Below are 25,416 nucleotides of genomic sequence, written 5' to 3' on the forward strand. Positions count from 1 at the left end.
GTGGCGGCACGCAGGCGTGGACGGCAATGGGACGAGTCCGATGTACGCATCCGCCCCGGTAGAGGGTCTCGGCCACGGACGAAGGATCGCCCTAGCCACGCAGATGCCCACTGGGGCATGGTGGTGACCAAGGATCGTGGTCGTTGGGGTGTAGTCCTCGATAACAACGCTGATGTTGCAGTGACATGCATGCGTGCCCGCGAGCTCGGCCGCACCAATATCGTTGTCGGTGACCGTGTCGGTGTCGTCGGCGATGTCAGCGGCCGTGAGGGCACACTGGCCCGCATCGTCAAGCTGGCAGAGCGCAGCACGGTTTTGCGTCGCACCGCCGATGACAATGACCCGTATGAGCGCATTGTCGTGGCCAATGCCAGCCTGCTACTCATTGTGTGTGCAGTCGCCGATCCTGAACCCCGCACCGGTTTTGTCGAACGCGCGCTGGTCGCGGCCTACGCCGGCGGTGTCCGTCCCGTGCTCTGTCTGACTAAGTCTGATCTGGCTGACCCAGAGGAATTTGCCGGGGAGTTTTCCGCACTCGGAGTGGATGTCGTTGTCTGCGGTATTAACGATGACTTGGCTCCTTTGTCAGAGCTCATCGATGTTCCAGAACGAGTGACAGCTTTGGTTGGGCATTCCGGTGTTGGGAAATCAACCCTCGTCAACCGGATTGTTCCCGAAGCCAACCGTGAGACCGGCGAAGTCAGTGGTGTGGGTAAGGGCCGCCATACCTCCACGCAGTCGGTGGCGCTGATGTTGCCGTCGGAAAGCGAAAACAGCGCGCCCTCGTGGATCATTGATACCCCAGGCATTCGTTCCTTTGGCCTGGCTCATGTGACACCGGAGACGCTACTGGCAGCGTTTCCAGATATCCAGGCGGCAACAGATGGATGCCCACGTGGTTGCACCCATTTGGGACCACCCGCGGATCCAGAGTGCGCCCTGGACAAGTTGGAGGGAGTTCAGCACCGTCGAGCGATGGCAGTGCGTCGTCTATTGATCGCTATCAGCGACAACGAGGACTGGGAGCTGGACATTGAAAGAGACTAGCCACACCAATTCTGCGGAGACGCCCTCTGAAGCCTCGGCAAGTGCTGAGTCGAACAAAGAGGACTCCGGTCTCTACCCCGCTCCCGGCAGCTGGATTCGACTGTGCATCTACACGCTTATCGTGGGTCTTGCGACGGGGCTCGGAGCAGCCGGGCTCGCGCTGATTATGCACGGGATCGAGTACGCGGTCTACGGGCAGCACGAGGGTGACGTAGCGGTCGTGACCGATGGCACCACCGGCCTACAGCGCTTTGTCGGGATTGTGTTGGCGGGGCTGATTGCAGGACCAATGTGGGCCGCTTTGCGTACAAAGGCGAAGCCCATTGAAAGCGTTGAGGCGGGCATGCACGGCCGTCTCATGCCTGTGTGGTCGACTCTTGTCAATGTGTTTTTGCAGATGGCGACCGTAGCCGCAGGTGCATCCATGGGACGCGAGAATGCCCCGCGTGAGCTAGGTGCAATGGTGGCCTCACAGATGTCGCATCGACTACGCATCGATCCGCTACACCGCCGTATTCTGGTCGCAGCAGCGGCCGGTGCCGGCCTGGGGGCGATCTATCACATCCCGCTGGCTGGAGCGGTTTTCTCGTTGGAGATTCTGCTGGGCTCACTGAGCATTACCGCGGTGATGGTGGTGCTGGCGTGTTCGGCCATTGCGACGGTGACGTCGGGCATTGTGGTCGGAAGTAGCCCGCTCTACAGCCCAATCAATCTCTCAGACGGATGGGGCAACCTCGGTGCGGCACTGCTCCTCGGCGTTATCTGCGGCGCCATTGGCTACGCATTTCGCATTCTCAGCTCGCGGGTGTTAGACAAGGCACCGACTGGCTGGCATTCTGCCTGGGCCATCCCCCTCGCGTTCACGCTAGTTGGTGTGATTTCACTGTGGGTTCCAGAAGTCTTGGGCAATGGCCGTATCGCTGCGACCACAGTTCTCATGGACCGCCCGCTGCTGGGTTTTGCTGTCATCCTGCTGATTGCGAAGGCTATCGCGGTTCTCGTTACTTTCCGTTCGGGGGCCGTCGGTGGTCTCTTGACTCCCGGCTTTGCCCTTGGCGCGCTCAGCGGTTTCATCGTCGGCTGCTTCGTACAGCCATTGATGCCCTCAGTTCCGCTGAGCGACTTTGCGATTCTCGGCGCGGCGGCCTTCCTGTCGGCGTCCATGGCAGCTCCACTGTTCGCACTGATCGTGACCGTGGAGTTTACCGGCCAGAATTCCTCGGCTTACTTAGCGCTCTTCCTCGCTGGTGCAACTGCGACACTAACTGTGACCATAATTCGCGCCTGGCTACGGCTCCCCCACAAGCAATCAATGCCATGGAACCGCAAACCGGCAGCCGCAGCTGCGATCCGCAAGCGGGTCGAGGGCTAACCGTGCGCAGCAGTGTGCGTTGAGCGACCTGTATAGGCTCGGACAATTTCCCGGACGCCTGGGCGAAGACGGCGGAGCATTCGCAGCCCCGTCGCTAAGCCCTTGCGTTGCGGGGAACTGGACTGGAGCTCCGCTTCAACCTGCGGATACTTCTTGAACGCCGCCTCCGAACGCACCTCTGGGGCGTTGTCCGGGTCAGCGACTAAGAAGCGATTCGGCAGCGACAACTTTAGTAGTGTGCGCTGGACCTGGAAGAACTGCTTCGGGAACGACCCCGTGTTGTACGGCAGGTCGTATTCCCGGCAAATCTGCTGAACCTGCTTCGAAATCTGCATGAGCCTGTTGGATGGCATGTCTGGGAAGAGGTGGTGCTCAATCTGGTAATTCAGATTTCCCGAGAGCACCGACAACGCCAGCCCACCGTGGAAGTTCGCCGAGCCCAGCATTTGGCGCAAATACCACTCACTCTTGTCCTCGGTGTTGTACTGCTCCTTGGTGAAAGTCTCGGCATCATCCGGGAAGTGTCCGCAGAAGATGACAGCGTAGGCCCACAGATTACGGGCGAGGTTGGCCATCATGTTCGCAAATGCCACTTCGCGGTAACGCGGACCCGCCATCGCCGGGAAAAGAACGTAGTCCTTGACCACCTGGCGCCCCGACTTGTTGAGCACCTCCATGAGCTGCGGTCGGGCCTCATCCCAGGATTTCTTGCCGGCGAACACGCGCCCGAGCTCGACGTCATAGAAGGCCACTGCCCATTGGAAAAGGCTGGCCAACACCACGTTTGTCACCGGCTGCAGCAGCGTCGATGGCTTCCAACGGCGGTCACGAGTCACCCGGAGAATGCCATATCCCACATCGTTGTCCATACCGAGCACGTTGGTGTACTTGTGGTGGACAAAGTTGTGGGAGTGCTTCCACCCGCTGGATGGGCAGGAATTGTCCCACTCCCAGGTGGCCGAGTGAATCTCGGGGTCATTCATCCAGTCCCACTGACCGTGCATGGTGTTGTGTCCGATTTCGAGGTTTTCCAAAATCTTTGCCAACCCCAGCGCTGAGACGCCCGCCCATTTGAAACCCCAGTGCGCGGTGTTCTTCCACGACTTCGGCAGCATCCCCAATTTGTTCAGGGCCATGCCGGCGGTCGGCACCATCAGCAGGCCTCGACCAGTCACCTCAAGGGTGCGCTGAATGCGGATGAGCGTGCGGATGTAGCGAGCATCCTTCTGTCCCAGCGAATCGCGGTGTTGCTTTTCGATTTCCGCAAACCGACGCCCAATCTCTGCGACGTCTTCTTCGCTCAAGTGCGCATACGATGCGATATCGGAAATTGCCATGGGAAGGGTCCCAACTCCTTTAGGTAGTTTCTCCTGGTTAATGCAGGTTGAGATAGATGTGGGGCGAACTTACAGTTCGATACGCGCGTGCCCCGCCGGCGCACAGACGCACGTTCGGACCCGCTCGCCCGCCACAAACGTCGCCCCGGTGCGGATGTCCCGCGCTGCGCCGTCGGAGAGTTGCTGCACGCACGTCGCACAAATTCCCATCCGACAGCCGTACGGCAGGTCAACCCCGACGCTCTCGGCCGCCTCCAGGATGGTCGTTGCACCGTCTACGTCGATATCGCCTCGGCTGCCGAAACTCACCGTGCCGCCGACCTCCCCCGCCGCCGAGCGGTCAACGGTGAAACGTTCCGTCCGCAGCCCGGGAAACTCCGACTCAAGGTTCTTCAACAGTTCAACCGGACCACAGGAATAGGCGCTTGCCGACGATGCCAGCGCTCCAAAGTCAGCAATGATGTCGGTAACCGCCGCAGCGTCAATCCGCGGCTGCGTCTCGGTATTCCGGGCATGCAGGTGATACTTCAACGCGCTAGTAGCGCTGCGCTGTTCCAGCTCGCGAAGTTCGTTGACAAACACAGCTTCTGCCTCGCCGCGGTAGGAGTGAATGTGCTCGACTTCCACCGAGGCATTGCGAGCTGAAAGATCACGCAGCATCGAAATCACCGGAGTGACGCCGGAGCCTGCGGTAACAAACGCAATGCGGGCTGGGAGCGGCTCCGGAAGATGGAAATCCCCAGCCGGGGCAGCCAGGCGGACGACAGTACCCGGCTTGACATTGGCGACGAGGTGTTGGGACACGTAGCCGTCGTTGAGCGCACGGATGTTGATAGTCAGCAGCCCGTCATGAGGCCGCGGCGCATTTGTCAGCGAGTAGGAACGCCACAGGTATTTCCCCTTGACCTCTACGCCAAGTCCGATGAACTGGCCTGGCTTGAAGTCTGTTGGCATCCCCCAACCCGGACGGATTATCAACTCTGCTGAAGTAGGAGATGTGGGATTAATGGCCTCAATCTGACCGCGCAGCTCGCGACTTGACCACAGCGGATTTAGCAAATGCGTGTAATCATCGGGCAAAAGTGGCGTGGATAAATGCTTGAATACCCGGGAAACTTTGGTCTTAAGCCCCATTTTTGGCCCTCCTGACTGTCACGGGCGAACAAGTAATAACGCTGTTCATCAGTAGGCATGCCCCACCCGATTCATTATTACGTGTCCGTAGGTTACTTAGACGTAGACTACGGAGCGGTAAGTTATTGGTCAAGAGAAACAAATGATTTTGACACAAATAGCGAAATTGTCATTACCCCCACCCTCGTGCGAAACACCCCCTTTGACATGGAGCTTATCTACACAAAACAATCCCGCCTTTTATACCCCCGCCGAAAACACTTGTGCCATACAAAAAAGGGGCTGGGTTCCTAAACCCAGTCCCCTTCATCAACGCCAAGCACGCGCTACTACAGGAAGTCGACCACCATGCCGAGCTCAGCTACGTCGTACCACGCCAGCGGGATCTCCAGCGCATCGCCGACAGTGAGCTCCGCATCCTCGTCACCGAGATCTGCCTTATCGACGGCATCAATCGCAGCCTCAACCTTGCTTTCCGCCTCTTCCACATCAATGTGGAGCGCTGCAACGTCGGCAAGCGAAATTGGGCCGCCGACCTTAACCACGGCATCTCCCATATCCGACTGCGGCTCCGCCTCCACATCAACGGAAATGACCACTCGACGGTGCGGGAACTTCTCTTCTGCGGCATCGAGCAGACGGAGCGACGCACGCGCAGCCTCATCAAAGGCTACGTCTGCCAGTTCCTCATCATCGCCCTCAGTATAGAAATCGCGCAGCGCTTCAGTGACAGCAAAGCCCCAACCACCGCGGGCGTGGAAGAGCTCATCCTCCTTAAGCGCCTCAAGCATGGAGAAAGTCGCTGGGATATAGACGCGCATTAGAACTCGCCCTCGAGACCCAGTAGACCGGCAATCTCGACCACTGCGCGGTCGAACTGCTGATAGAAGACTCCCACCATGCCGTTAGAGACGGCCGCATGGATGTTCTCAATCGAATCATCTACCAGCACGCAGTCCCGTGCCGGCAGTTCAATAGCCGCAGCGGCTGCATTAAAAGCCTCTGCCGAAGGCTTCTCATGGCCAATTTCACCAGAGAGCACAACTGCGTCTACCAGGCCCTCATCTTCGAGCTTGCGAATCGGATCCGCCGATGGGCCACCTGGGTCATTCGACAGGACTGCCAGGCCAACACCATTTGCACGCGCCTCTACCAGCAAATTACGCCAACGTGCCTGGTCTTCATCCGTGCCGTCAAGGACACCACAGTAATCGATAATCATTCCGCGCATGACCTGTAGTTTATCGCATGACCTGCACGTTTGCCTTTTTTTCCAGTTCAGCGTGTTAATTGGCTGTTCGTTACGCCCATTTATAGACGACCAGAACGGCCTTGACGGAAACCGATAGGAACATTAACAGCGAAACACTCAGCCCATTTCGCGACTGCGCCTTCTCCCCAATCCCCCCCACGCCGGCCGTGAATTCCCCTTCACAAGCTGCACACTTAAAGCACTTGTAGGACAATGGTCTTCAGCAAGGGGGAACTTGCCAATGGAGCGTTTTTAGGGGGATTAATCCATGGCACCAACGTCTCACGTACCAAAATCTCAGACACCGATGCCCTACGCGCTGTCGCACGCCGCTGAGCACCGCTCCAGTGGCAGGGAATCCATTGAACCGGCAACGGGCTTTTCGCTTCTCCACACAATTCAACTCGGCCAGTCAGCTAATGCCGCCGCCTCTCAAACCGCAAAAGTGGCACCGACCTACAGCGGATGCTCGGCTGCCACCGGAGCCGCTGTCATGACGGCATTACCGCCCGTCGCGGCCACTCCTGCTGCGAAAAAGACGCCGCAAACACCGCACGTTGTCCAGCACTGTGAGCAGAATCTGAGACAGGAGCTTGGCACGATTACTCGCCGCGTCTTCGACATCATCGCGGGTCGCAGGCGAGTCAACGATTTGCGTCGCATCAATATCGACCCGATTATTCACGCTGCGATACTCACGCTGTCGAAGAACACCAGCCTCAAGGGTGTCGCGTTGCAATCCTTCCACGCCAGCGCTTCCGCGGACGGCAAAAAGGTCGAGTTCCTGGGTAGTTGCCGTGTCGGTCCGAAGGTTCGCGCGTTCACTGGCACGTTCCGCCGCGGAACAGCAAAAACGCGGCCATGGACCATGACCGCGTTTCGTGTGCTTTAGTGCTTAGCGACGGCGCTTGCGAGCCGCCTTCCGACGCTGTGCTCGGTTGCCCTCAGACTCTTGATCCACGCGCTGCTGCTCTGCACTGCCGTCCTCGCTGGGACCGGAGTAGGTCATCTGCTGATTTTGCTCAGCAGCTTCCGTCGGCAGAGCTGGAGCCTGGTTTTCCTGTCCCTCAGTGTTTTCCACTGCGGGCATAACCTGCTTACGGATTAGGAACAGCTGACGAACCGATTCTTCCTTGATGCCGTCCATCATCGCGGTGAACATGTCGTAGCCCTCACGCTGGTACTCCACCAGCGGGTCAGCCTGGGCCATGGCGCGCAAGCCAATGCCCTCCTTGAGATAGTCCATCTCGTAGAGGTGCTCGCGCCACTTCTGGTCCATGACGTTCAGGATGGTGAAGCGCTCGATGTTGCGCATCTGGTCGTCGCCGCCAATTGCGGAGACCGCATCCTCAAGCTGGTCGTAGCTGGCCGAGATGTCCGCGTGCAGAGCCTTGGACAGCTCATCGGCCGAGAGGTCACCCGGAGTACCGAAGTCAGAGCCATCAATGAGCTCTTGCGCGGTAAACGTCGGGCTATAGAGCTGCTCAAGGGCATTCCACAGCTCGTCGAGGTCCCAATCCTCCACGTAACCGTCAGCGGTGGCACCGTTGACATACGCATCGACTACGTCATCCTGCATGTCACGGACCTGAGTCTTCAAATCCTCACCTTCGAGGATGCGACGGCGCTCAGCGTAGATGACCTTACGCTGCTGGTTCATAACCTCGTCATACTTCAGAACATTCTTACGGATTTCGAAGTTCTGGCTTTCCACCTGAGCCTGGACGCTCTTAATGGAGTTGGAGACAACCTTGGAGTCGATAGGAACGTCATCCGGAACATTCAGAGTGTTCATCAGCGCTTCCATGCGCTGACCGTTGAAGCGAACCATGAGATCATCGCGCATGGACAGGTAGAAGCGGGTAACACCCGGGTCACCCTGACGACCGGTACGACCACGCAACTGGTTGTCAATGCGGCGCGACTCATGGCGCTCAGTGCCCAGGACGTAGAGGCCACCGGCCTCACGTACCTTGTCAGCTTCTTCCTTCGACTGCTGACGAACACGCTCAATCTCAGCGTCCCACGCCTCTTCGTACTCTTCCGGAGTTTCCACCGGGTCCAAACCACGAGAGCGCAGATTCAGGTCAGCGATGATGTCCGGGTTACCGCCCAGCACAATGTCAGTACCACGACCGGCCATGTTAGTTGCCACGGTAACGCCTCCGAGCCGACCCGCCACTGCGACAATCTCAGCTTCCTTCTCGTGGTGCTTAGCGTTCAGCACAGAGTGAGGAATACCTTCGCGCTGCAGGAGCTTGGAAAGGTACTCGGATTTCTCGACTGACGTCGTGCCAACGAGAACTGGCTGGCCCTTTTCATGGCATTCGCGGATGTCCTCGACAACAGCGGCGAACTTTGCCTCCTGCGTCTTGTAAATCAGGTCGGGCAGATCCTCACGCTGCTTCGGGCGATTCGGCGGGATCGCCATGACGTTCAGCTTGTAAATCTGGTGCAGCTCAGCCGCTTCGGTCTCAGCCGTACCGGTCATACCGGACAGCTTGTCGTAGAGGCGGAAGTAGTTTTGGAGCGTAACGGTTGCCAGCGTCTGGTTCTCGTTTTTAATCTCCACCCCTTCCTTGGCCTCAATTGCCTGGTGCATGCCCTCGTTATAGCGACGGCCTGCCAGCACACGACCGGTGAACTCATCGACAATGAGGATCTCACCATTACGAATAATGTAATCCTTGTCGCGGGTGAACAGTTCCTTGGCCTTCAGGGCATTGTTCAGGTAACTGACCAGCGAAGAGTTTTCCGGAGCATACAGGTTGGCAATGCCCAGCTGATCCTCAACGAATTCAACACCCTCTTCACGAATACCGATGGTGCGCTTACGCTCATCGACTTCGTAGTGAATATCGCGCTTCATACGCGGCACGATCTTGGAGAACGCCAGGTACCAGTGCGGATCGCCATCTGCCGGACCGGAAATAATTAATGGGGTACGGGCCTCGTCAATCAGAATCGAGTCAACCTCATCGACGATGGCGAAGTGGTGCCCACGCTGCACCAAATCGTCGAGCGAATGCGCCATGTTATCGCGCAGGTAGTCAAAGCCGAACTCGTTGTTCGTGCCGTAGGTGATGTCGGCAGCATAGGCCTTGCGACGCTGGTCCGGACTGAGCTCAGAGAGAATCACGGAAGTCTCAAGCCCCAGGAAGCGGTGGACTCGACCCATCCACTCCGCGTCACGCTTAGCCAGGTAGTCATTAACCGTAACGACATGAACACCCTTGCCTGCCAACGCATTGAGGTATGCGGGCAGCACACAGGTCAGGGTCTTACCTTCACCAGTCCCCATCTCGGCAACGTTGCCGAAGTGCAGTGCCGCACCGCCCATAACCTGGACGCGGTAGTGCTTCTGCCCCAGCACGCGCCAGGATGCCTCGCGCGCCGTGGCGAAAGCATCCAGCAGCAAATCGTCTACATCGGCACCGTCAGCCAGCTGCTTCTTAAACTCCTCGGTCTTGGCACGGAGTTCATCGTCTGAAAGAGCTGCGTACTCGTCTTCCTTGGCGATGACCTGATCTGCAATATTGCCAAGCCTCTTGACAGCGCGGCCTTCACCAATGCGGAGCAACTTGCTGAGCGAAAACACTAAATTGGGACCTTTCCGGCCGATTCACGTCGAACTTTAATGTGCAACGGTTGATTATACGACGAACCCGCCTTCCCTTCTAAGAGAAGACGGGCTCATGTGAGCAATTACTTACCAATACACAGCTCTGCGCGGTATTGCGTGCTCTTTTTGGTGAAGACTTACTTCTCGTCTTCGTCTGCCAGCTCAATCAGACCGTAGTCGTATGCGTGACGACGGTAGACCACGGACGGACGAGAGGTTGCCTCGTTAACGAAGAGGTAGAAGTCGTGACCGACGAGCTCCATCTCAGACAGAGCATCTTCCACCGTCATCGGAGTTGCGGAGTGCTGCTTGGTACGCACAACCTGGCCCGGGGTCACGTCCTCAACCAGATCCTCGTACGGATCAGCCTTTTCCGGAGCCGCTGCCTCAGCCTCTGCAACCAGCGAAGCAGTTGCCTCGCCGACGGACATCGGTGCACGGTGGCCAGAACGGCTAATCTTGCGGCGAGCCTTCACCTTACGCAGGGAGCGCTCCATCTTGCCCAGAGCAGACTCCAGTGCAGCGTAGAAGCTATCTTCCTTCGCTTCCGCACGAGCCAGGTGTCCCTTGCCAGTAGCGGTGATCTGAATACGGTCAGAGCGGTCTGCACGGCGCGGATTCGGCTCGTGCTGGAGCTCCACGTGGAAGAAGGTCAAAGTCGGGTCGAGGCGCTCAATCTTCGCCAGCTTCGCCTTAACACGATCTGCGAAGTGCTCTGGAACCTCAACATTGCGCCCGGTGATGGTCACCTGAGCGTTCGGGCTGAGTACCTCGTTGTTGTCAGCAGGTGTGGACACTTGCTACCTACCTCCCGGTATGGCCACCGCCCTTCCGTGAGCGGGATTACTCACGGCGTCTACGGTGACGAGTCTTTCTGCACCCCCAGGATACAGTTCCGGGGGTAACCAATGCCACGTTCCCCTCGTTTATTTTTCGCTTGCCGACGACACCCCTGCGTCTACGCCCGGGCGAGCACCAACACCATATCGATGCGAATCCCCAATGACGCTGCCACCAACTCGGTTTCCGCTGCAGTGGCACCAGTGGTGGCCACATCATCAACCAGAATTACTGTCGCCTGCGCACAGCGTTGTCGCAGCTTGTCGCTAATTCCGTGCTTGAATTGCGCCAGCGGCACAATGTGGCCAGAAAGATTTCGCCTGCGTTGAGAAGCCCCCAGCTCCGCGGAATCCCGCGTGCGCCCGCCAATGCGCACCAGGGGCAATACCGAACTGGAGGGGAGCTGACTGCAAGCAAAGTCGCAGGCAATTGTTACCGGATCCCCACCCCGTTGTCGACGGGATGACAATCTTGTCGGCGCGGGAATCAAAATGACGGGGGTAATTTCCGGGGGCATTATATGGCCGTCAGAGGCCAGCCTTCGTACCGCAGCGGCGAACACGGCCCCCATGATTCGTCTGGCTTCACCACTGCCCCGTTCTTTGGCCGACAAAATGAGATGTCTCCTCGCACCGGAGTACGGACCGCAGGTCCACGCTGCTGCGCGTAACGCAGCCCGCGGTGAAAACCGCACTGGAGGTTGCTGAAGATCGTCCTTGCAATCGCGACACAGCGCCCCGGAGCAGCCGCACACCGGACAGGTTTCCGGTATCACGAGGCCGATTGCATCGCGGGTGACGTCGTAAAGCGCGCGCAGTAATTCCTGCGATGACCTCCCCTGCGCCATTGATCCCCTCCCCGATTTGCACTTATTCCACAGACACCGGAGCCATTCGACCACGCGCACCCGGAACCTGGCGCCAGAACTGCTGCTGCCCCTCGCTGGAGATCAGCTCCATGACACCGGTGGCATCCAATGCGTAACGCTTCGACGAGGTCGCGGTAACTACAGGAATTGGCGGTGTCAGGTTGAGCTTCGGCAGAACGGAGCTGGTCGCACCGTCCGGGAAGGCACTCCACATCGGGGTGTCTCCGCTGTAACCGCCCACCGTGACCGTTTGATTCGGCGACCACGTCAGCGACACCGGGGAAACGTTTTCAGGGAGCGGCAGAGCACGCGGGTGCGTCAACTTCCACGGTTTATCGTCATGCCTTTCGATGGTGGCGATATAGACTTCACCAGCGATAATCATCGCTACCTGCGTGCCTGAAGAATCGACGCGGAATTCAGAAATGCCGGCGCTCGGGCGCCCCGTTCCTTCGCCGCCGTCAAGAAGGTGGCTGAGCTCAGAGGTATCAACCTCCTCCTGCTGAATCCGGGACGACGTCGACTGCCGAACCAGACGTACGACGGTTGTACCGTCCTTCACCGTCCAGACCGCCTCGGCATCTGGAGACCATGTCGGACGGGTGAGGCTCTCGCCAGTCAGCACAGGAACCGGCTGATCTTGTATTCCGCCCAGCATCAATGTGGACTCCCCGAGGTCGTACGAACCGGCACGACCATCCACGGCCGAACGGAACACGGCGGCAATAAGCTCGCTGCCATTGGGGTTGGTGCCCACTGCCGCGGAAAACACCGCAGTGCTGCCGCTGGCGGTCCAGCCGCGTCCCACAGGTGTAGCGTGGCCGTCAGCAATCTCGTAGATACCGCTGCGGTCGACCGTCCGCAACGGTGCGTTATCAGCCGGTAGATGATTCGGGTCGTAGAGCTGGATTGCGTCAGTGTCCTTCGTCCACGGCTCGTCGTGGCTGGCAACCAGTGGTTCGCCGTCGGCCATGAGGATCCACGGACCACGGAAATCTGCCGAGTCGAGAGTCCAGATAATCTGCGCCGCGAGCATGACACGCAGTTCCTCGGAAACATCACCCAACCCGGTGATTTCGACCCTGCGACCGTCCGCGTTGGACACAGGTCCTGCTTCCACCGCAATCGAGGCATTGGGCTTGAGCACGGTGGTGACGCCCGGTCGCAGTGGTGCTGATGGGCCGTTCTTCAGCTTCGTCAACAGATTGGTCGCGCCATCGGTGACGCCACGATAGAGCCAACGGCGATCTGTGACCAAATGATTACCCGCCGGGTCGAGGAAATAGACATTGCGAGGCACATTGTTTTCCAGGAATGCCTGACGCTCCATGACAACACCGTCGGGCAGCGAGGAAATGCGCCACTGCCCATCCGAACCGAGCTTCATCTCCACGGTTTCCTCATAGTCACCGGACTGGGGCTCATACGCACCATCAGTACCGAATTGACCAACGCTGCGACCTCGGGCAACGAAGGACTGTCGCGATCCTCCTTCATCCCTCTGGGCGATGAGGTTGACACCGTCGAGAATGCGGGCACTATCCTGCGGTTTCCAACTGGCCGCAAGTTCCGGGGTCATAAAGGCGCGCATAGCTTGAAAATCATCAACCGGATGCGCGGCCGCGGCGAAAAAGTCGCGCAGGACAATGTCTGCATTGACATTCGGACGTGGCTGCGGAACTTCAATACGAACTTGGGGCGGCTCAAACGGACGCAGCACCTGGGGGCTGGTGTTCCGCGGAATGGTGGTACATCCTGCGGCCGTGCCCAAAATGATCACCGAGCTAAGCGCCACTGTCTTACGCAGGACGCGACGAGCCTTCGACTGTTGCTGCGCCGTCATTTAACTATCCTCCTCTCGTGCCTGTTGGGATTCGCTATCGCTAGCCCTCTGCCCCTTACCCTGATCCTGGCTCTTGGCTTGCGGTGCATTCGATTCCGATTCCAACTCCCGTGCACCAATTTCCTGCTGGTGCGGAATCTGATCAGGCAGCGGGGGAACTTCCAGTCCGAGCGGATGCTCACCGAAGCTCGCATCGGGCTCCAGTGGCACAGTCAGACGGAAACAGCTACCGACCGTCGGCACGCCAAATGCCTCCAGCTCCCCACCGTGCAATTGTGCGTCCTCACGCGCGATCGCCAAGCCAAGTCCGGTACCGCCGGTGCGTCGGACACGCGAGGGGTCAGCACGCCAGAAACGGTTAAACACCAGTTCCTGCTGCTCCGGCTTTAGCCCCACACCGTGGTCAACGACCGTAAACGAAACCGCGGAATCGCTCGCCCGCACTGTGACATCCACCGGATTGCCCTCACTGTGGTCAACAGCGTTGGCCATAAGATTGCGTAGCACGCGCTCGATACGACGCGAGTCGACTGTTGCCATTACCGGTTCATCGGGCAGGTGGAAGCGGATGGGCGTACCGGTCTCCTTAGCCACGACTGTTACCTGCTGATAGGCAGCATCCACACAGCGACGGACATCGACCTTTTCTGCAGACAGGTCAGCAACGCCGGCATCGTGGCGTGAGATCTCAAGCAGGTCATTGAGAAGCATCTCAAAACGCTCAAGCTCCTCATTCATCAGCTCAGCTGCGCGGCGAGTCGCCGGATCGAGGTCCTCAGCGCCGTCCGCAATAAGATCGGCGGCCATACGCACCGTGGTCAGAGGTGTCCTCAACTCATGCGAAACATCGGAGGTGAACTGTCGCTGCAGACTGCCGTATTCCTCCAGCTGTCTAATCTGCGTCGACAGCGATTCGGCCATCTTGTTAAAGCTCATGGCCAGTCGCGCCATGTCATCTTCACCCTGCACGACCATGCGTTCGCGCAAGTGGCCGTCGGCAAAGCGCTGGGCAATCTGGGCGGCGGAACGCACTGGTGTCGTCACCTGATTGGAGAAGAACCAAGTAATACCGCCGAGAAGCGCCATGATGATTACTGTCGCACCGGCGAGCAGACCACGAACCAACTTAATAGTCGATTCCTCTGCGGCCATAGAGGTGACCAGATAGAGCTCGAGCCCATCAACCGAAGTAGAAGTGGGGCTACCGATAATTAACGCCGAGTACGTATCGCCGCGGTTATCAGTGACTTGGCGTACCTGATACGCAATTTGCCCTTGTCGGACTACTTCATGCAATCGTTCTGGGACATCAGCCTTAATCGGCGATGAAGCCAACACCGTGCCTCGCGGCACCGGCGCCACGAGCAGTGGTTCATAACTTGTCAATGGTGCAGCACCGGAACCGGCTGCACGGTTCACAAGGGCATCGCGCCCCACGTTGAGCAGAGCTTGCAGCTCGTTGGACGAAGAGTTCTCAATCGCCCGCTCCACCACTGCGCGAGCACGGTCAATTTCCTCGTCGGCAGCGGTAACCTTTGCGTCGATAAGCCGCTGGGTAACAATAGTCGCCAGCGCGAAACCGAGTACCGCAATCACCATCGCGCTCAGTACCACCACAGAGGTCAGAATGCGCGCTTGGATAGACGTGCGCCAGAGCGTAACCGCCCAGGTCACTCCCCTATTGGTGAAGTCTCGAAGCTTCGTTATTAATCGACGCAAGAATCGGCTCCCACTAAAGCTGACTGGCCTTGTTTAGTCACCCGTCTTGTACCCGACACCGCGGACGGTCAGCACAATTTGGGGGTTTTCCGGATCCAGTTCAATCTTCGAGCGCAGACGCTGAACGTGAACGTTGACCAGACGAGTATCCGAGGTGTGCTGATATCCCCAGACCTTTTCCAACAACTCATCACGGGAAAAGACCTGCTTCGGACGGGATGCAAGAGTGTGCAATAGGTCAAACTCCAACGGGGTCAGAGAAATCTCCTTGCCATCACGGAACACGGCGTGACCGGGCACGTCGATGGTCAAGTCGCCGACCTCGAGAGTCTCACTCGGGCTGTCGTCTTGACGACGCAGCCGAGCGCGCACGCGCGCCACGAGTTCCTTCGGCTTAAAGGGCTTTGTGACATAGTCATCCGCACCGGATTCCAGGCCGAGGACCACATCGACCGTGTCGGTCTTCGCAGTCAACATGATGATCGGCACCGCCGATGTCTCTCGCACAGTGCGACAGACATCGACACCACTCATGCCCGGCAACATGAGATCCAGCAGAATCAAATCTGGGTTCTCCCGCTCTGCTGCCTTGACAGCTTCGAGGCCATCGTCGACTACTACTGTGTCGAAGCCCTCGCGCTCCATCACCATCGTGAGTATTTCGGCGATGGCCGGATCATCATCAACAACCAGGATTTTTGAGCTCATGCGTCATATTCTAAACGTAAAGCTATCTAGTTCTGTAGTTTCCCGTTGAGGTGGCTAGCGCAGGCGTGCACTGATCCATTCCACAAGGCGGTCCGCCCCATCGTCCCCCGTAAGCATCAGCCATGGTGACTGCCACGAGCCTTCCGCGAACTTCTGGTACGCCGCTAGTGTGCGCTCCTGCAAACCCGAGTCCTTTTCGTAGGCATCCCTCGTTCGCTGCACATCAGAGGCTTCCCGCTTGCGTGCGCGGTCGGCTGCCACTCCCACCGACGTGGCCAGACAGACCTGAACGTCGGGAAGCGGAAGTTGGAAATCTCCGAATTCGGTCTTCTCAATCCACCCGACGATCGCCGGATCCTGTGTGCGCGCCAGGGAGTATGCCGCGTTGGATGCGACGTAGCGATCGATAATCAGAACATCGTTCTCGCGCACTGCATCAACAATCGCTTCACGACGTTCTTTGCGGTCCAGAGCGAACAGGAGTGCCATTGCCCAAGCGGAGTCCGCGGTGTCGCCGAGCTGACCGTGCAAGGCTTGATCGGCGAAATCAGCGAAGATTGTCTGCCGGTACGCCGGAAAGGTCATCGAAGAAACGGAGTGTCCTTGACTTCGGAGTTGATTGGTAACAGCTGTGACAAGCGTGTTCTTGCCAGCACCGTCGATTCCTTCGACTGCGATAATCAAGTTCTTCTCCTCGCACACATGGCTACGGCCTAGCCTTGGCTAGAACTAGTAGCGGTAGTGCTCTGGCTTATACGGGCCCTCGACGTCAACGCCGATGTATTCGGCCTGTTCCTTGGACAGTCGGGTGAGCTCACCGCCGAGTGCCTCGACGTGAATGCGAGCGACCTTCTCATCCAGAATCTTCGGCAGACGGTGGACAGTGTTGTCGTACTTATCACCGTTGCAGTAGAGCTCAATCTGCGCGATTGTCTGGTCGGCGAAGGAGGTCGACATTACGAAGGACGGGTGTCCGGTGGCATTGCCCAGGTTGAGCAGACGCCCCTCGGAAAGCACAATCAGAGAGCGCTCCTCGCCGTCTGCATGCGGGAAGATGTACTCGGTGACCTGCGGCTTGATCTCCACACGACGGACATCATCGCGGTGGTGCAGGCTGTGCATGTCAATCTCGTTGTCAAAGTGGCCGATGTTGCCCAGCAGCGCGTGGTTCTTCATCTGCTGCATGTGCTCGAAAGTAATGACGTCCTTGTTGCCTGTGGCGGTGATGACAATGTCGACATCTGCGATGACGCTCTCAGTAGCGACGACGTCGAAACCGTCCATCAATGCCTGCAATGCGTTAATCGGGTCGGCCTCGGTGACCTGAACGCGAGCGCCCTGCCCCGCCAGCGCCTCCGCGCAGCCCTTACCCACATCGCCGTAACCGCAAACCAGCACATTCTTGCCGCCAACCAGCATGTCGGTACCGCGGTTAATGCCGTCCAGAAGGCTGTGGCGGGTGCCGTACTTGTTATCGAACTTGGACTTGGTGACGGCATCGTTGACGTTCATGGCCGGGAATGGCAGCACGCCCTGCTCTGCGAAGTGGTAGAGGCGGTGGACACCAGTGGTGGTCTCCTCTGTGACACCCTTGACCGACTTTGCAATTCGGTGCCAACGGCCGGCATCCTTCTCCAAGCTGGCGCGAAGCATGTCCTTGAAGGCAATAAACTCGTCCGAATCCGACTCTTCTGCAGGCGGCACCAGGCCAGCATCCTCGAATTCCATACCCTTAATGACAGCCATGGTGGCGTCGCCGCCGTCGTCCAGAATCATGTTGGCATCTTCATCGCCCCAGTCAAAGATGCGGTCGAGGCACCACCAGTACTCCTCCAGCGTCTCGCCCTTCCAAGCGAAAACCGGAACACCCTGCGGATCCTCCGGAGTGCCGTTTCGCCCAACGACGACAGCCGCAGCGGCCTCATCCTGAGTGGAGAAGATGTTGCACGAGGCCCAGCGGACCTCTGCGCCCAGCGCCGTCAAGGTCTCGATGAGCACTGCGGTTTGAACCGTCATGTGAATGGAGCCGGAAATACGGGCACCGGCCAGTGGCTGCTGCTCTGCGTACTCTTCGCGCAGCGCCATTAGGCCTGGCATCTCGTGCTCAGCCAGACGAATCTGGTGACGACCGGCCTCAGCCAGGGAGAGGTCTGCAACCTTGAAATCAATGTTCTTCGAGGACATGTAACGCTTTCTCTAGATTCTTTGACGTGAGATTCTTCTTAAAGAATCACTACTGGGGACGCGAGAATTACTCTACCGCTTCGACGCAGTTTTCCAGCGCCGCCTGGTCAGACTCACTGAGTTCCCCCAGAAGACTATCGAACACCTCGGAGGCGATAGCCAACGCATCCTCCTCGCTGCCGTGTGCCTCCGAGATTCCCTCCCGAATGAAGCTGTAGTCCTCCACAATGTCACCGCCGCTAAATGGCGCACCATTCCAAATTGCAATAATCACAGCCGCCGCGAGTGCGCATGCTTTCTCATCGCTACTTTCGGAATCCACCCCAATGCGGCCAGCATCAATCAATGCACCAACGCGATCCTGCGAGTCGAGATCCTGAACCTCATCGAACAGTTCAATGACCGAATCGCTACCAAAAACCTCAGTCTCCCAGATGGACATGATAGGTGGCCACGCTCCTTTCGCGCTTCGAACCAATTGCCAGTTTTCGTCTTCGACGAGCGCTTTCCAAAGAGCGCTTTTCGACGAGCCCACGGTAATCTGGCCGCCGACCAAATAGCTGTCGCCTGCACGTACCGCTAGCCGGAAAACCGCATGTGGCCTTACCGAAGTTCTACCCGACTTTTCGCCACTTTTACAGTGCGAGAGACTTATTTAATCCCCTCAACACAATTTTCACCCTAGAGAGAAGATAACGGGCATGTTAAGTTAGTTCCCAGACCTCGTAATGTAACTGTTATCTTTTTCGTTACAGGGCGATTTCACGCATGACACGAAAGGAGTACCTACCATGGTGAAGAAGGCCTTTGGAGCTCTTCTGCTCGCAGCCCTTCCCCTGAGCGTTTCGCTCGTTGGCTGCTCCGATAGCAGTGCTGCCGAGGGTGCAAATCCGGAAAACGCCGGCTCTCAGTCGGAAATGGAGACCTCTGCTCCACTGCCTCCAGTTCCTAGTGATGCCGAGCTGCAGCAGACCACTGAACCGAATTCAGATTCCTCGCTGACTGAGACGAACGACAGTCTAGTATCTCGTCCGACCACGTCATCGAGCACCGAGATCGTTGAGGATCCGTACCTGCCACCGCAGGCGTACATCCCCCCGACTTCCACAAGCTCAAGTGCGACAACTCCGACGTCGACGACATCGACACCTCCGACGACCACGGAGACCACAGAGCCCACCTCTGACGACGTTTCTTCGCCGACGCCCAGCAAGCCGGTGCCACTGCTACCGGAAGATAACTCGGAAAAGCCGAACGACAGTCTTCCGGAAGGCGATGGTGGTGCAGCAGCTGAGCCGAAGCCGCCTTCATCGCAGGCGCAGTCCCAGTCGGGTACGCAAACCACAACTCCGTCCGAGACTCCTCAGAAGACTCCTTCGAAGGAGCCGACATCCCCGAAGGAGCCGACACCTCCGAAGGACCAGACCCCTTCGACGGAGAAGGACACCACTGGCGGCAATGGGGCTAGCAATAGCAAGATTTCCCCAATCCCGGAAAAGCCGAAGGACTCCGGATTCCTGGGAAATCTCTTCGATAACGACGAGGACTAACCCACCCGCGGGACGGTCGCGACAAAGACGGTTGCCCCGTCTTGGCGCGCAGTCAGCTCAATATCGACTGCGTCGACAGCCGGAACCCAGGCCGCATGGCCGCTGGGAACCTCAACCACGGAGTCGTCGTGACGCAACGCCACCGTGCCCGCTGTAGACAACACAACCGTGGCGGATTCTTCGTCGAGCAGAACATGTTCGCCCGGCTCCAGATCCCGCGAACGAAGGCGAAACTCGCGCACCGGCGCGTCATAGTCATTCCAGCCATCATCGGTCAGCCGCGACTGCAGCACCGGATCTGGCAGCGGTCGGAAAGAGAGCACGCGCAGTAGCTCCACGACATCGACGTGCTTAGAGGTCAGCCCTCCGCGCAGCACGTTGTCGGAGTTGGCCATGATTTCCACGCCCATGCCATTGAGGTAAGCATGCAGCTGTCCAGCACCAAGGTAGATGGCTTCGCCCGGCTGTAAGCGAAGGCGATTAAGCAGCATCGACCCCAGGACTCCCGGGTCCCCCGGATACTTTCGAGCCAATTCGCAAGTGGTCTCGGCTACTCGCGAGAACTCCTCGTCATCGCCACTGTAATCCGCGCACTTGGCAGCCACGGCCTCGACCAGCTCATCGAGGACATCCTGGGGCAACGTCAACCACGTTGTAAACAATGCCCGCAGAGCACTCTCGTCATCGGCGGCATCGAGCAGTCCCATGTAATGGTCGAGCTCCGGTACCGCCAGCGTCGCGAGCAACTCCTTCGTGCGCTCCACCGGGCGGAATCCGGCCAACGCGTCGAAGGTAGTCAGGGCGACAATAAGTTCCGGCTTGTGGTTGTTGTCCCGGTAATTTCGGAAATGTGCAGTGGCCGGAATGCCCTCCGCATTTTCGCGTGCAAATCCCTCCTGAGCTTCTGCCAAGGTGGGGTGTGCCTGCAGCGATAACGGCTCATCGGCTGCGAGCAGCTTCAACAGGAACGGCAGCCTGCCGTTGTCGGTGTCAATTGCATATCCGAGCGCAGCTGCCGGATCCTGCGCAATGAGCTCATCCAGCGGCGTGCCGGCCACCGTGGCCGATGCCAGTGCATGCGCACCAAACCACAGTTCCGCCCAGGGCTTCGATGTGGGAGCGTCCGCACCGGTGATTCTCGCCAAATGTGTACGAGACCCCCAGGGGTACGACTGCAGCACGGGGTCCAACAGCTCCATGCCCGTATCACTCCTCTAATAGTCACTTCTGGCGCGAGCACGCCAATCTCACCGAAGGCCCAAAAGCCTTCGGTGACACCCGGCGATTACGCAGAAAACGCCGCAATCGCACCAACTCTGGCTGCAGCAACACATACTTCAACCAATGGATGATGAGTCTCCGCATCGAGCGCAGGGCACTCCACACGAGCCCATCCAACCTCGCCGTAGTGGTCCCGGTAGTGGCCCACATTGTTCGGCGCAGCTAAAACAATCGCCCCCAACGGTAGCACTGTCGCCCCTTCATCCCCACCATCAATAAACGGGTCATAGAAAATATCGCGGCTTTCCTGGGGTTCTGCAGCGAGCAACGCGCCCACACTAAGAGACAATTCGCTTATCGACGACGCTGCCGAGACCACGCCTGCCTCAAGCATCTGTAACGATGCCAGTTCCGCTACCGGCGCCAGCGCCGAGGTCGTCGACACTGCAAGCATTCTGCGGCCTGCCACCCACTGCGCTACCTGCCGCGCGGGGTTAACTGTTTCATCTCGCTGCGGAGCACAGGCGGCAATATCGGCGTCCACCGCATCAGCGACTTCCTCCACTACCCCGGCCGGAGCCAGGGTGGTGGCACCGCATTCGGTGAGCGCGCTGGCGATGGCACCGACATAGGCGGTAAAGGACGCGGACTCCGCCATCGCCGGGCGCGGAACCACAACCGTATCGGGGCTACCGGCGGCACGCAGTGGCCCTTCACCGGGATCCACCACGACCGTGGCAGCACCTCGCCTATCAGCTTCAGCCAGAGCTGCCCCCAGTGGGCTGCCGGGGTTGTCGTCACAGACGATGACCAAGTCGAGGGCACCGACATAACTGGGCAACTGATGCGCAATTACCACCGGACAGCGGATATCGTCGGCAAGCGCGCGCACGGATTCGGCGGCGAGCTGCGCCCGACGATTTCCCACGAGGATGACCGCACTGCGCGGCAGTGAAAGTTGAGCAAACGCACCCCCGCGAGTCGCGGAAGCAGCAGCTCTGAGACCTGCACCGGCAGTGGCCATACGATAGAACAGGGCCTCTTGGCGCGGGTTATGGGAGGAGTCGAATGACGAGGTCATACTCCCAAGCATGCCTGAAAACGGGCGCGTGGGGTTGATTAACCGCGGATGATGCCGAGAACTTCGTCGACAAGAGCGTCGACCTCAGCACGCGTCGGAGCCTCGACGTTCAGACGCAGCAGCGGCTCCGTATTGGAGGCCCGGACGTTGAACCACGCCTTGGAGTCCGCCAGCTCAATGGTCAGGCCATCCATCCAGTCCGAGGACTCCGTGCGATCGGCAAACGCGGCCTCGATTTCCTTCTGCTTGGCCTGCTGCTCCTCGGCACTACCCAGGCGGGAGTTAATCTCACCGGAGGCCTCGTAGCGGTTGTACTCGGCCATGAATTCACTCAGCGGCTTATCCTGCTCGGCCAGTGCGGCCAGGACATGCATGGCAGCCAGCATGCCGGAGTCTGCGTTGAAGAATTCCTTGAAGTAGTAGTGCGCTGAATGCTCGCCACCAAAAACAGCACTGTGCTCGGCCATTTGCGCCTTAATAAAGGAGTGCCCAACACGGGTACGAACCGGGGTTCCGCCGTTTTCCACAATCATCTCCGGCACGACGTGCGATGTGATCAGGTTATGGATGATAGCCGCACCCGGGTTCTGCTCCAGGTAGCGGGTGGTCACCAACGCACAGATGGCCGATGGGCTGACCGGGTTGCCCTTCTCGTCGACGACGAAGCAGCGGTCAGCGTCGCCATCGAAGGCAATACCGATGTCTGCGCCCTGCTCCACCGTAAACTTCTGTAGGTCAACGAGGTTGGCGGGCTCCAATGGATTGGCCTCGTGATTCGGGAAGTTGCCGTCGAGCTCAAAGTAGAGATCAGCAACATCCATGTCTTCTCCGAGCACTGCCGGAACTGTCAGTCCCCCCATACCGTTACCGGCATCGACTGCAACCTTCAGGCGACGGCCGGAGCGAATGTCGACCAGCCCATGGAGGAACGCCGCGTAATCCTGCAGAACATCCTCACGATCAATTTCGCCCGGAGTGCCGGTGTACTCCGGGATTCCGTCGACAAGCAGATCCTTAATCTGAGCAAGCCCTGTCTCCTGCCCGATCGGGCGGGCGAGCGAACGGCACATCTTGATGCCGTTGTATTCAGCTGGGTTGTGGCTGGCAGTGAACATCGCGCCCGGGCATTCCTTTACTCCGGAGGCGAAATACAGCTCGTCCGTAGAGGTCAGGCCGAGCAGGGTGACGTTGAGCCCCTGTGCAGCCGCGCCGTCGGCGAAACTAGCCGCCAACTCCGGTGAGGACTCACGCATATCGTGGCCAACTACGGCACGTGTTGCGCCCTCTGAACGCATGATGTGTCCGAAGGCGGCGCCGATGGCTCCGACAAGATCCGCGTCGATGCCCTCACCGACAACACCGCGCACGTCATAGGCCTTGATGACGGCATCCAAATCGGAACGATTGTAAGTGCCCACGAAAAACCTCTCTGTGGCTAGTATCAGTTTTGTGAAAAATGATACTAGCCACAGAGAGGCTCTCACAAAGAAATGCCGCGGCAAGATGGCATGAGCTGGGGCACGGCGCCCGACCCGTTAGTCGTCCGAATCCTCCGGATCGCGAACTACATGCAGGTGACCGCGCGCGGATTTCCGCGTCGACGGGTGGCGGCTGGAATCAATCTTGTAGGTCTGCGGACGGTTGTCGACCTCATCCCGCAGCACCAGGCCAGTCGCGTTGCGGCCAGCTTCACGGACGGCTTCCGCCAGTGCGGTCAAATCATCATCGTCCTGGGCGGGCGTCGGCACGTCGTAACGCACGAGCTCCCACCCCAGCGGTGCGGTGATAGAACGCGCGTGCTTCTCACAGAGATCCCAGCTATGCGGTTCGGACGCGGCGGCGAGCGGACCCACCACAGCCGTCGACTCCGCGTAGGCATACGTCAACGTAGCTACGGCAGGTTTGCCACAGCCGGGCCGGCAACAACGTCTAAAAACACTCACGGCATCAAAGTCTAGACCCTAACTTTAAGTTTCGATAGTTTTTCTCCCACTCGGGCGTTTTTCGCTTTCCGACGCTCCCCCGGGGCACCCCAGCCTTACCCAGTAAACCTGCGACATGGCCGGAAGCTGGCCTCACCCACGTTGACGATCCGACCGATTAAGCTCAACAAATATGAATTCATCGGCTTATACTCCGCGCTCTTTGCGACGCTCACTGCGACGCGGTCGCGGACCTCGGGGTCCTCTGTTGCCGCCGGAGGTACCCCGCTGGAAGAGCCGTTCAGAAGCTTTTGACCAGGCGGTTATTGACGCCTACGCCCCATTGGATCAGCACTGGTCCCGGCAACTGTCACACCTGGACATCGCCATCGACACGATTCCTCGCATGCAGTTGCGCCCGGACATGTATTTCCCGGAAGAGATTGTCGCTGACGGACCTGTACCGCTGGGACGGCTTATCCCCGCTGGCATTGACCGCGTAGGCAACCCCACCCGCCCCTGCGTAGTAGTGTTCCGCCGCCCCATTGAGCGCCGTGTCTCGGGTCGAGTGGAACTGGACCAGATGCTGCAATATGTACTGATCCGCCTGGTGGCGGTATATCTGGGCATTGATCCGGTTGAGGTGGACCCTAGTTTCAACGAGAACTTCCTGTAGAAAGCTTTCTTCTAAGGAGCTCCCTAGAGACCGGGTTAATAGACAAACAGTGTGTGATTCTCAAGATAGTAACTGGTCAGGCCCCATAAATTACCGGCTGCACGCGTGAATACGGGCTGCAAATGTGAAACTGTGCAAGTTTATGACACTTTCAGGCCATTTTTCGGGCGATTTTTGTCATAAACGCAGTCAGTAACTCGCATTAAGAACTAAGCGACAAAAGGGCCCACCCAGCGACATGCTGAGCGGACATATTTTCGTCTATTAACCCTAGAGAGCAGGAAAAACTCGTTCACCGAAAAATCCCCCAGGGTATTACCCAAGGGGAAACTGTGGCATTGCGTGCACACGAAAAACTAGCCGCGCGATCCTAGCCAATCTGCCGCTTCAAACGGCGGCGCTCACGCTCAGAGAGGCCACCCCAAATACCGAAGCGCTCATCATGCTCGAGAGCAAACTCCAGGCATTCATCTCGCACACCACAAGCACGACAAATACGCTTTGCTTCGCGAGTGGATCCACCCTTCTCAGGGAAGAAAGCTTCTGGATCGGTCTGGGCACACAGAGCTTGCTCCTGCCAGTCCTGATCGACGGCTTCAAACAACCCCGAAAGGTCATCTGCCCACTCTGTCAACGGCCGAGGCTGGTTTTCAGAGGAGCTATCATTCACAGCGATGTCACCCGCATTCGTCTCACTATCCACAGCAGAGCCGCCATCAAACATGCTGGACTTTTCCATGCCGAGGGCCTCCTGATGGTTGTTGCTGCGGGTCTTTAAATTGGGCTTAGTGTGCGAAACACACATTTGTGATTACACACGTGTAACCCACCATCGGTCAAGCCGAATAGAGAATTTGCCCCAATACTTTTCATTGCCCCTGAAGCCCCTCCCCCCGCGTTGGGGATTAAGTTCAGGTTGAAGGATGGTGCCCGAACCCTAAACCTGCCACCCAAACTCAATCACATTCACCACATGCCTCTCACCAGCAACTTTGGCGACACTTCGGCAACTCTAATCAGATATTGCCGACAAAAGTCTG

Annotated in this window: 23 protein-coding genes; 5 read left to right on the forward strand and 18 right to left on the reverse strand. The window is 58.4% G+C overall.

Translation table 11 applies throughout. The features are described from left to right. Together rsgA and ADB02_RS10890 are read left to right on the forward strand one after the other, a co-directional pair. A complete protein-coding gene (gene rsgA / locus ADB02_RS10885) occupies positions 1 to 1,047 on the forward strand; it encodes a ribosome small subunit-dependent GTPase A (protein ID WP_049191126.1) in 1,047 nt (348 codons plus the stop codon). Then, positions 1,034 to 2,419, forward strand: a complete 1,386-nt coding sequence (locus tag ADB02_RS10890) for a chloride channel protein (RefSeq protein WP_049191129.1) — start codon at positions 1,034 to 1,036, stop codon at positions 2,417 to 2,419. The genes rsgA and ADB02_RS10890 overlap by 14 nt, the downstream gene beginning before the upstream one ends. Here ADB02_RS10890 and ADB02_RS10895 read toward each other — a convergent pair. From ADB02_RS10895 to ADB02_RS10910, 4 genes are all read right to left on the reverse strand, one after another. Beyond that, positions 2,416 to 3,756, reverse strand: coding sequence for a fatty acid desaturase family protein (locus tag ADB02_RS10895; RefSeq protein ID WP_049191131.1), 1,341 nt, complete (start codon positions 3,754 to 3,756; stop codon positions 2,416 to 2,418). The two genes, ADB02_RS10890 and ADB02_RS10895, sit on opposite strands and share 4 nt — an antisense overlap. 69 nt (positions 3,757 to 3,825) lie before the next feature. Then, complete coding sequence (locus ADB02_RS10900; RefSeq protein WP_049191133.1) at positions 3,826 to 4,890, reverse strand: flavin reductase family protein; 1,065 nt, start codon at positions 4,888 to 4,890, stop codon at positions 3,826 to 3,828. 329 nt (positions 4,891 to 5,219) lie between these two features. Beyond that, the gene (locus ADB02_RS10905; RefSeq protein ID WP_049191135.1) at positions 5,220 to 5,711 is read right to left on the reverse strand and encodes a DUF6912 family protein; all 492 of its coding nucleotides are present in this window, start codon (positions 5,709 to 5,711) and stop codon (positions 5,220 to 5,222) included. Beyond that, positions 5,711 to 6,172 (reverse strand): HAD-IA family hydrolase, encoded by a 462-nt coding sequence (locus ADB02_RS10910; protein WP_343217398.1) that lies wholly within the window; start codon positions 6,170 to 6,172, stop codon positions 5,711 to 5,713. The genes ADB02_RS10905 and ADB02_RS10910 overlap by 1 nt, the downstream gene beginning before the upstream one ends. A gap of 238 nt (positions 6,173 to 6,410) precedes the next feature. Between ADB02_RS10910 and ADB02_RS10915 the strand changes: the two genes are divergently transcribed. Beyond that, positions 6,411 to 7,034 (forward strand): hypothetical protein, encoded by a 624-nt coding sequence (locus tag ADB02_RS10915; RefSeq protein ID WP_049191138.1) that lies wholly within the window; start codon positions 6,411 to 6,413, stop codon positions 7,032 to 7,034. Between the two features lie 3 nt (positions 7,035 to 7,037). Here ADB02_RS10915 and secA read toward each other — a convergent pair whose 3' ends face one another. The 9 genes from secA to ADB02_RS10960 form a co-directional block, all read right to left on the reverse strand. Then, on the reverse strand, positions 7,038 to 9,740 hold the full coding sequence (gene secA, locus ADB02_RS10920) for a preprotein translocase subunit SecA (protein ID WP_016422211.1): 2,703 nt from the start codon (positions 9,738 to 9,740) through the stop codon (positions 7,038 to 7,040). Positions 9,741 to 9,901: 161 nt separating this feature from the next. Then, complete coding sequence (hpf, locus tag ADB02_RS10925; protein WP_016422210.1) at positions 9,902 to 10,561, reverse strand: ribosome hibernation-promoting factor, HPF/YfiA family; 660 nt, start codon at positions 10,559 to 10,561, stop codon at positions 9,902 to 9,904. A 161-nt stretch (positions 10,562 to 10,722) separates the two neighbouring features. Continuing rightward, entirely contained in the window at positions 10,723 to 10,980 is a 258-nt protein-coding gene (locus tag ADB02_RS11415) for a hypothetical protein (RefSeq protein ID WP_152682043.1), read from the reverse strand. Between the two features lie 493 nt (positions 10,981 to 11,473). Continuing rightward, on the reverse strand, positions 11,474 to 13,315 hold the full coding sequence (locus ADB02_RS10935; RefSeq protein ID WP_049172806.1) for an LpqB family beta-propeller domain-containing protein: 1,842 nt from the start codon (positions 13,313 to 13,315) through the stop codon (positions 11,474 to 11,476). Further along, positions 13,316 to 14,989, reverse strand: coding sequence for an MtrAB system histidine kinase MtrB (gene mtrB / locus ADB02_RS10940; RefSeq protein WP_049191142.1), 1,674 nt, complete (start codon positions 14,987 to 14,989; stop codon positions 13,316 to 13,318). Positions 14,990 to 15,067: 78 nt separating this feature from the next. After that, positions 15,068 to 15,742, reverse strand: a complete 675-nt coding sequence (mtrA, locus tag ADB02_RS10945; protein WP_049191145.1) for an MtrAB system response regulator MtrA — start codon at positions 15,740 to 15,742, stop codon at positions 15,068 to 15,070. A 54-nt stretch (positions 15,743 to 15,796) separates the two neighbouring features. Further along, positions 15,797 to 16,426, reverse strand: coding sequence for a dTMP kinase (locus ADB02_RS10950; protein ID WP_049172929.1), 630 nt, complete (start codon positions 16,424 to 16,426; stop codon positions 15,797 to 15,799). 45 nt (positions 16,427 to 16,471) lie between these two features. Continuing rightward, positions 16,472 to 17,926 carry an adenosylhomocysteinase gene (ahcY, locus tag ADB02_RS10955; protein WP_049172800.1) on the reverse strand — a complete coding sequence of 485 codons (1,455 nt, stop codon included), beginning with the start codon at positions 17,924 to 17,926 and terminating at the stop codon, positions 16,472 to 16,474. A gap of 67 nt (positions 17,927 to 17,993) precedes the next feature. Beyond that, positions 17,994 to 18,368, reverse strand: coding sequence for a DUF4259 domain-containing protein (locus tag ADB02_RS10960; protein WP_049191146.1), 375 nt, complete (start codon positions 18,366 to 18,368; stop codon positions 17,994 to 17,996). Between the two features lie 349 nt (positions 18,369 to 18,717). On the opposite strand from ADB02_RS10960, the gene ADB02_RS10965 reads away from it, so the two are divergent. Beyond that, the gene (locus ADB02_RS10965) at positions 18,718 to 19,476 is read left to right on the forward strand and encodes a hypothetical protein (RefSeq protein ID WP_049172796.1); all 759 of its coding nucleotides are present in this window, start codon (positions 18,718 to 18,720) and stop codon (positions 19,474 to 19,476) included. Here the strand turns inward: ADB02_RS10965 and manA are convergent. From manA to ADB02_RS10985, 4 genes are all read right to left on the reverse strand, one after another. Next, positions 19,473 to 20,675, reverse strand: coding sequence for a mannose-6-phosphate isomerase, class I (manA, locus tag ADB02_RS10970; protein WP_049172794.1), 1,203 nt, complete (start codon positions 20,673 to 20,675; stop codon positions 19,473 to 19,475). The two genes, ADB02_RS10965 and manA, sit on opposite strands and share 4 nt — an antisense overlap. 86 nt (positions 20,676 to 20,761) lie before the next feature. Further along, positions 20,762 to 21,778, reverse strand: coding sequence for a hypothetical protein (locus tag ADB02_RS10975; protein ID WP_049172792.1), 1,017 nt, complete (start codon positions 21,776 to 21,778; stop codon positions 20,762 to 20,764). Positions 21,779 to 21,816: 38 nt separating this feature from the next. After that, entirely contained in the window at positions 21,817 to 23,196 is a 1,380-nt protein-coding gene (locus ADB02_RS10980) for a phosphomannomutase/phosphoglucomutase (RefSeq protein ID WP_080971513.1), read from the reverse strand. A 117-nt stretch (positions 23,197 to 23,313) separates the two neighbouring features. After that, complete coding sequence (locus tag ADB02_RS10985) at positions 23,314 to 23,721, reverse strand: DUF3499 domain-containing protein (protein WP_005509890.1); 408 nt, start codon at positions 23,719 to 23,721, stop codon at positions 23,314 to 23,316. Positions 23,722 to 23,893: 172 nt separating this feature from the next. Here ADB02_RS10985 and ADB02_RS10990 point away from each other — a divergent pair, with 172 nt between their 5' ends. Continuing rightward, positions 23,894 to 24,376, forward strand: a complete 483-nt coding sequence (locus ADB02_RS10990; RefSeq protein WP_049172790.1) for a metallopeptidase family protein — start codon at positions 23,894 to 23,896, stop codon at positions 24,374 to 24,376. Between the two features lie 370 nt (positions 24,377 to 24,746). Here the strand turns inward: ADB02_RS10990 and ADB02_RS10995 are convergent, their stop codons facing one another. After that, the gene (locus ADB02_RS10995; RefSeq protein WP_005510060.1) at positions 24,747 to 25,115 is read right to left on the reverse strand and encodes a WhiB family transcriptional regulator; all 369 of its coding nucleotides are present in this window, start codon (positions 25,113 to 25,115) and stop codon (positions 24,747 to 24,749) included. Positions 25,116 to 25,416 lie beyond the last annotated feature (301 nt).

Source organism: Corynebacterium sp. 212_CJEI (assembly GCF_001055915.1).
GTDB lineage: Bacteria > Actinomycetota > Actinomycetes > Mycobacteriales > Mycobacteriaceae > Corynebacterium > Corynebacterium jeikeium_D.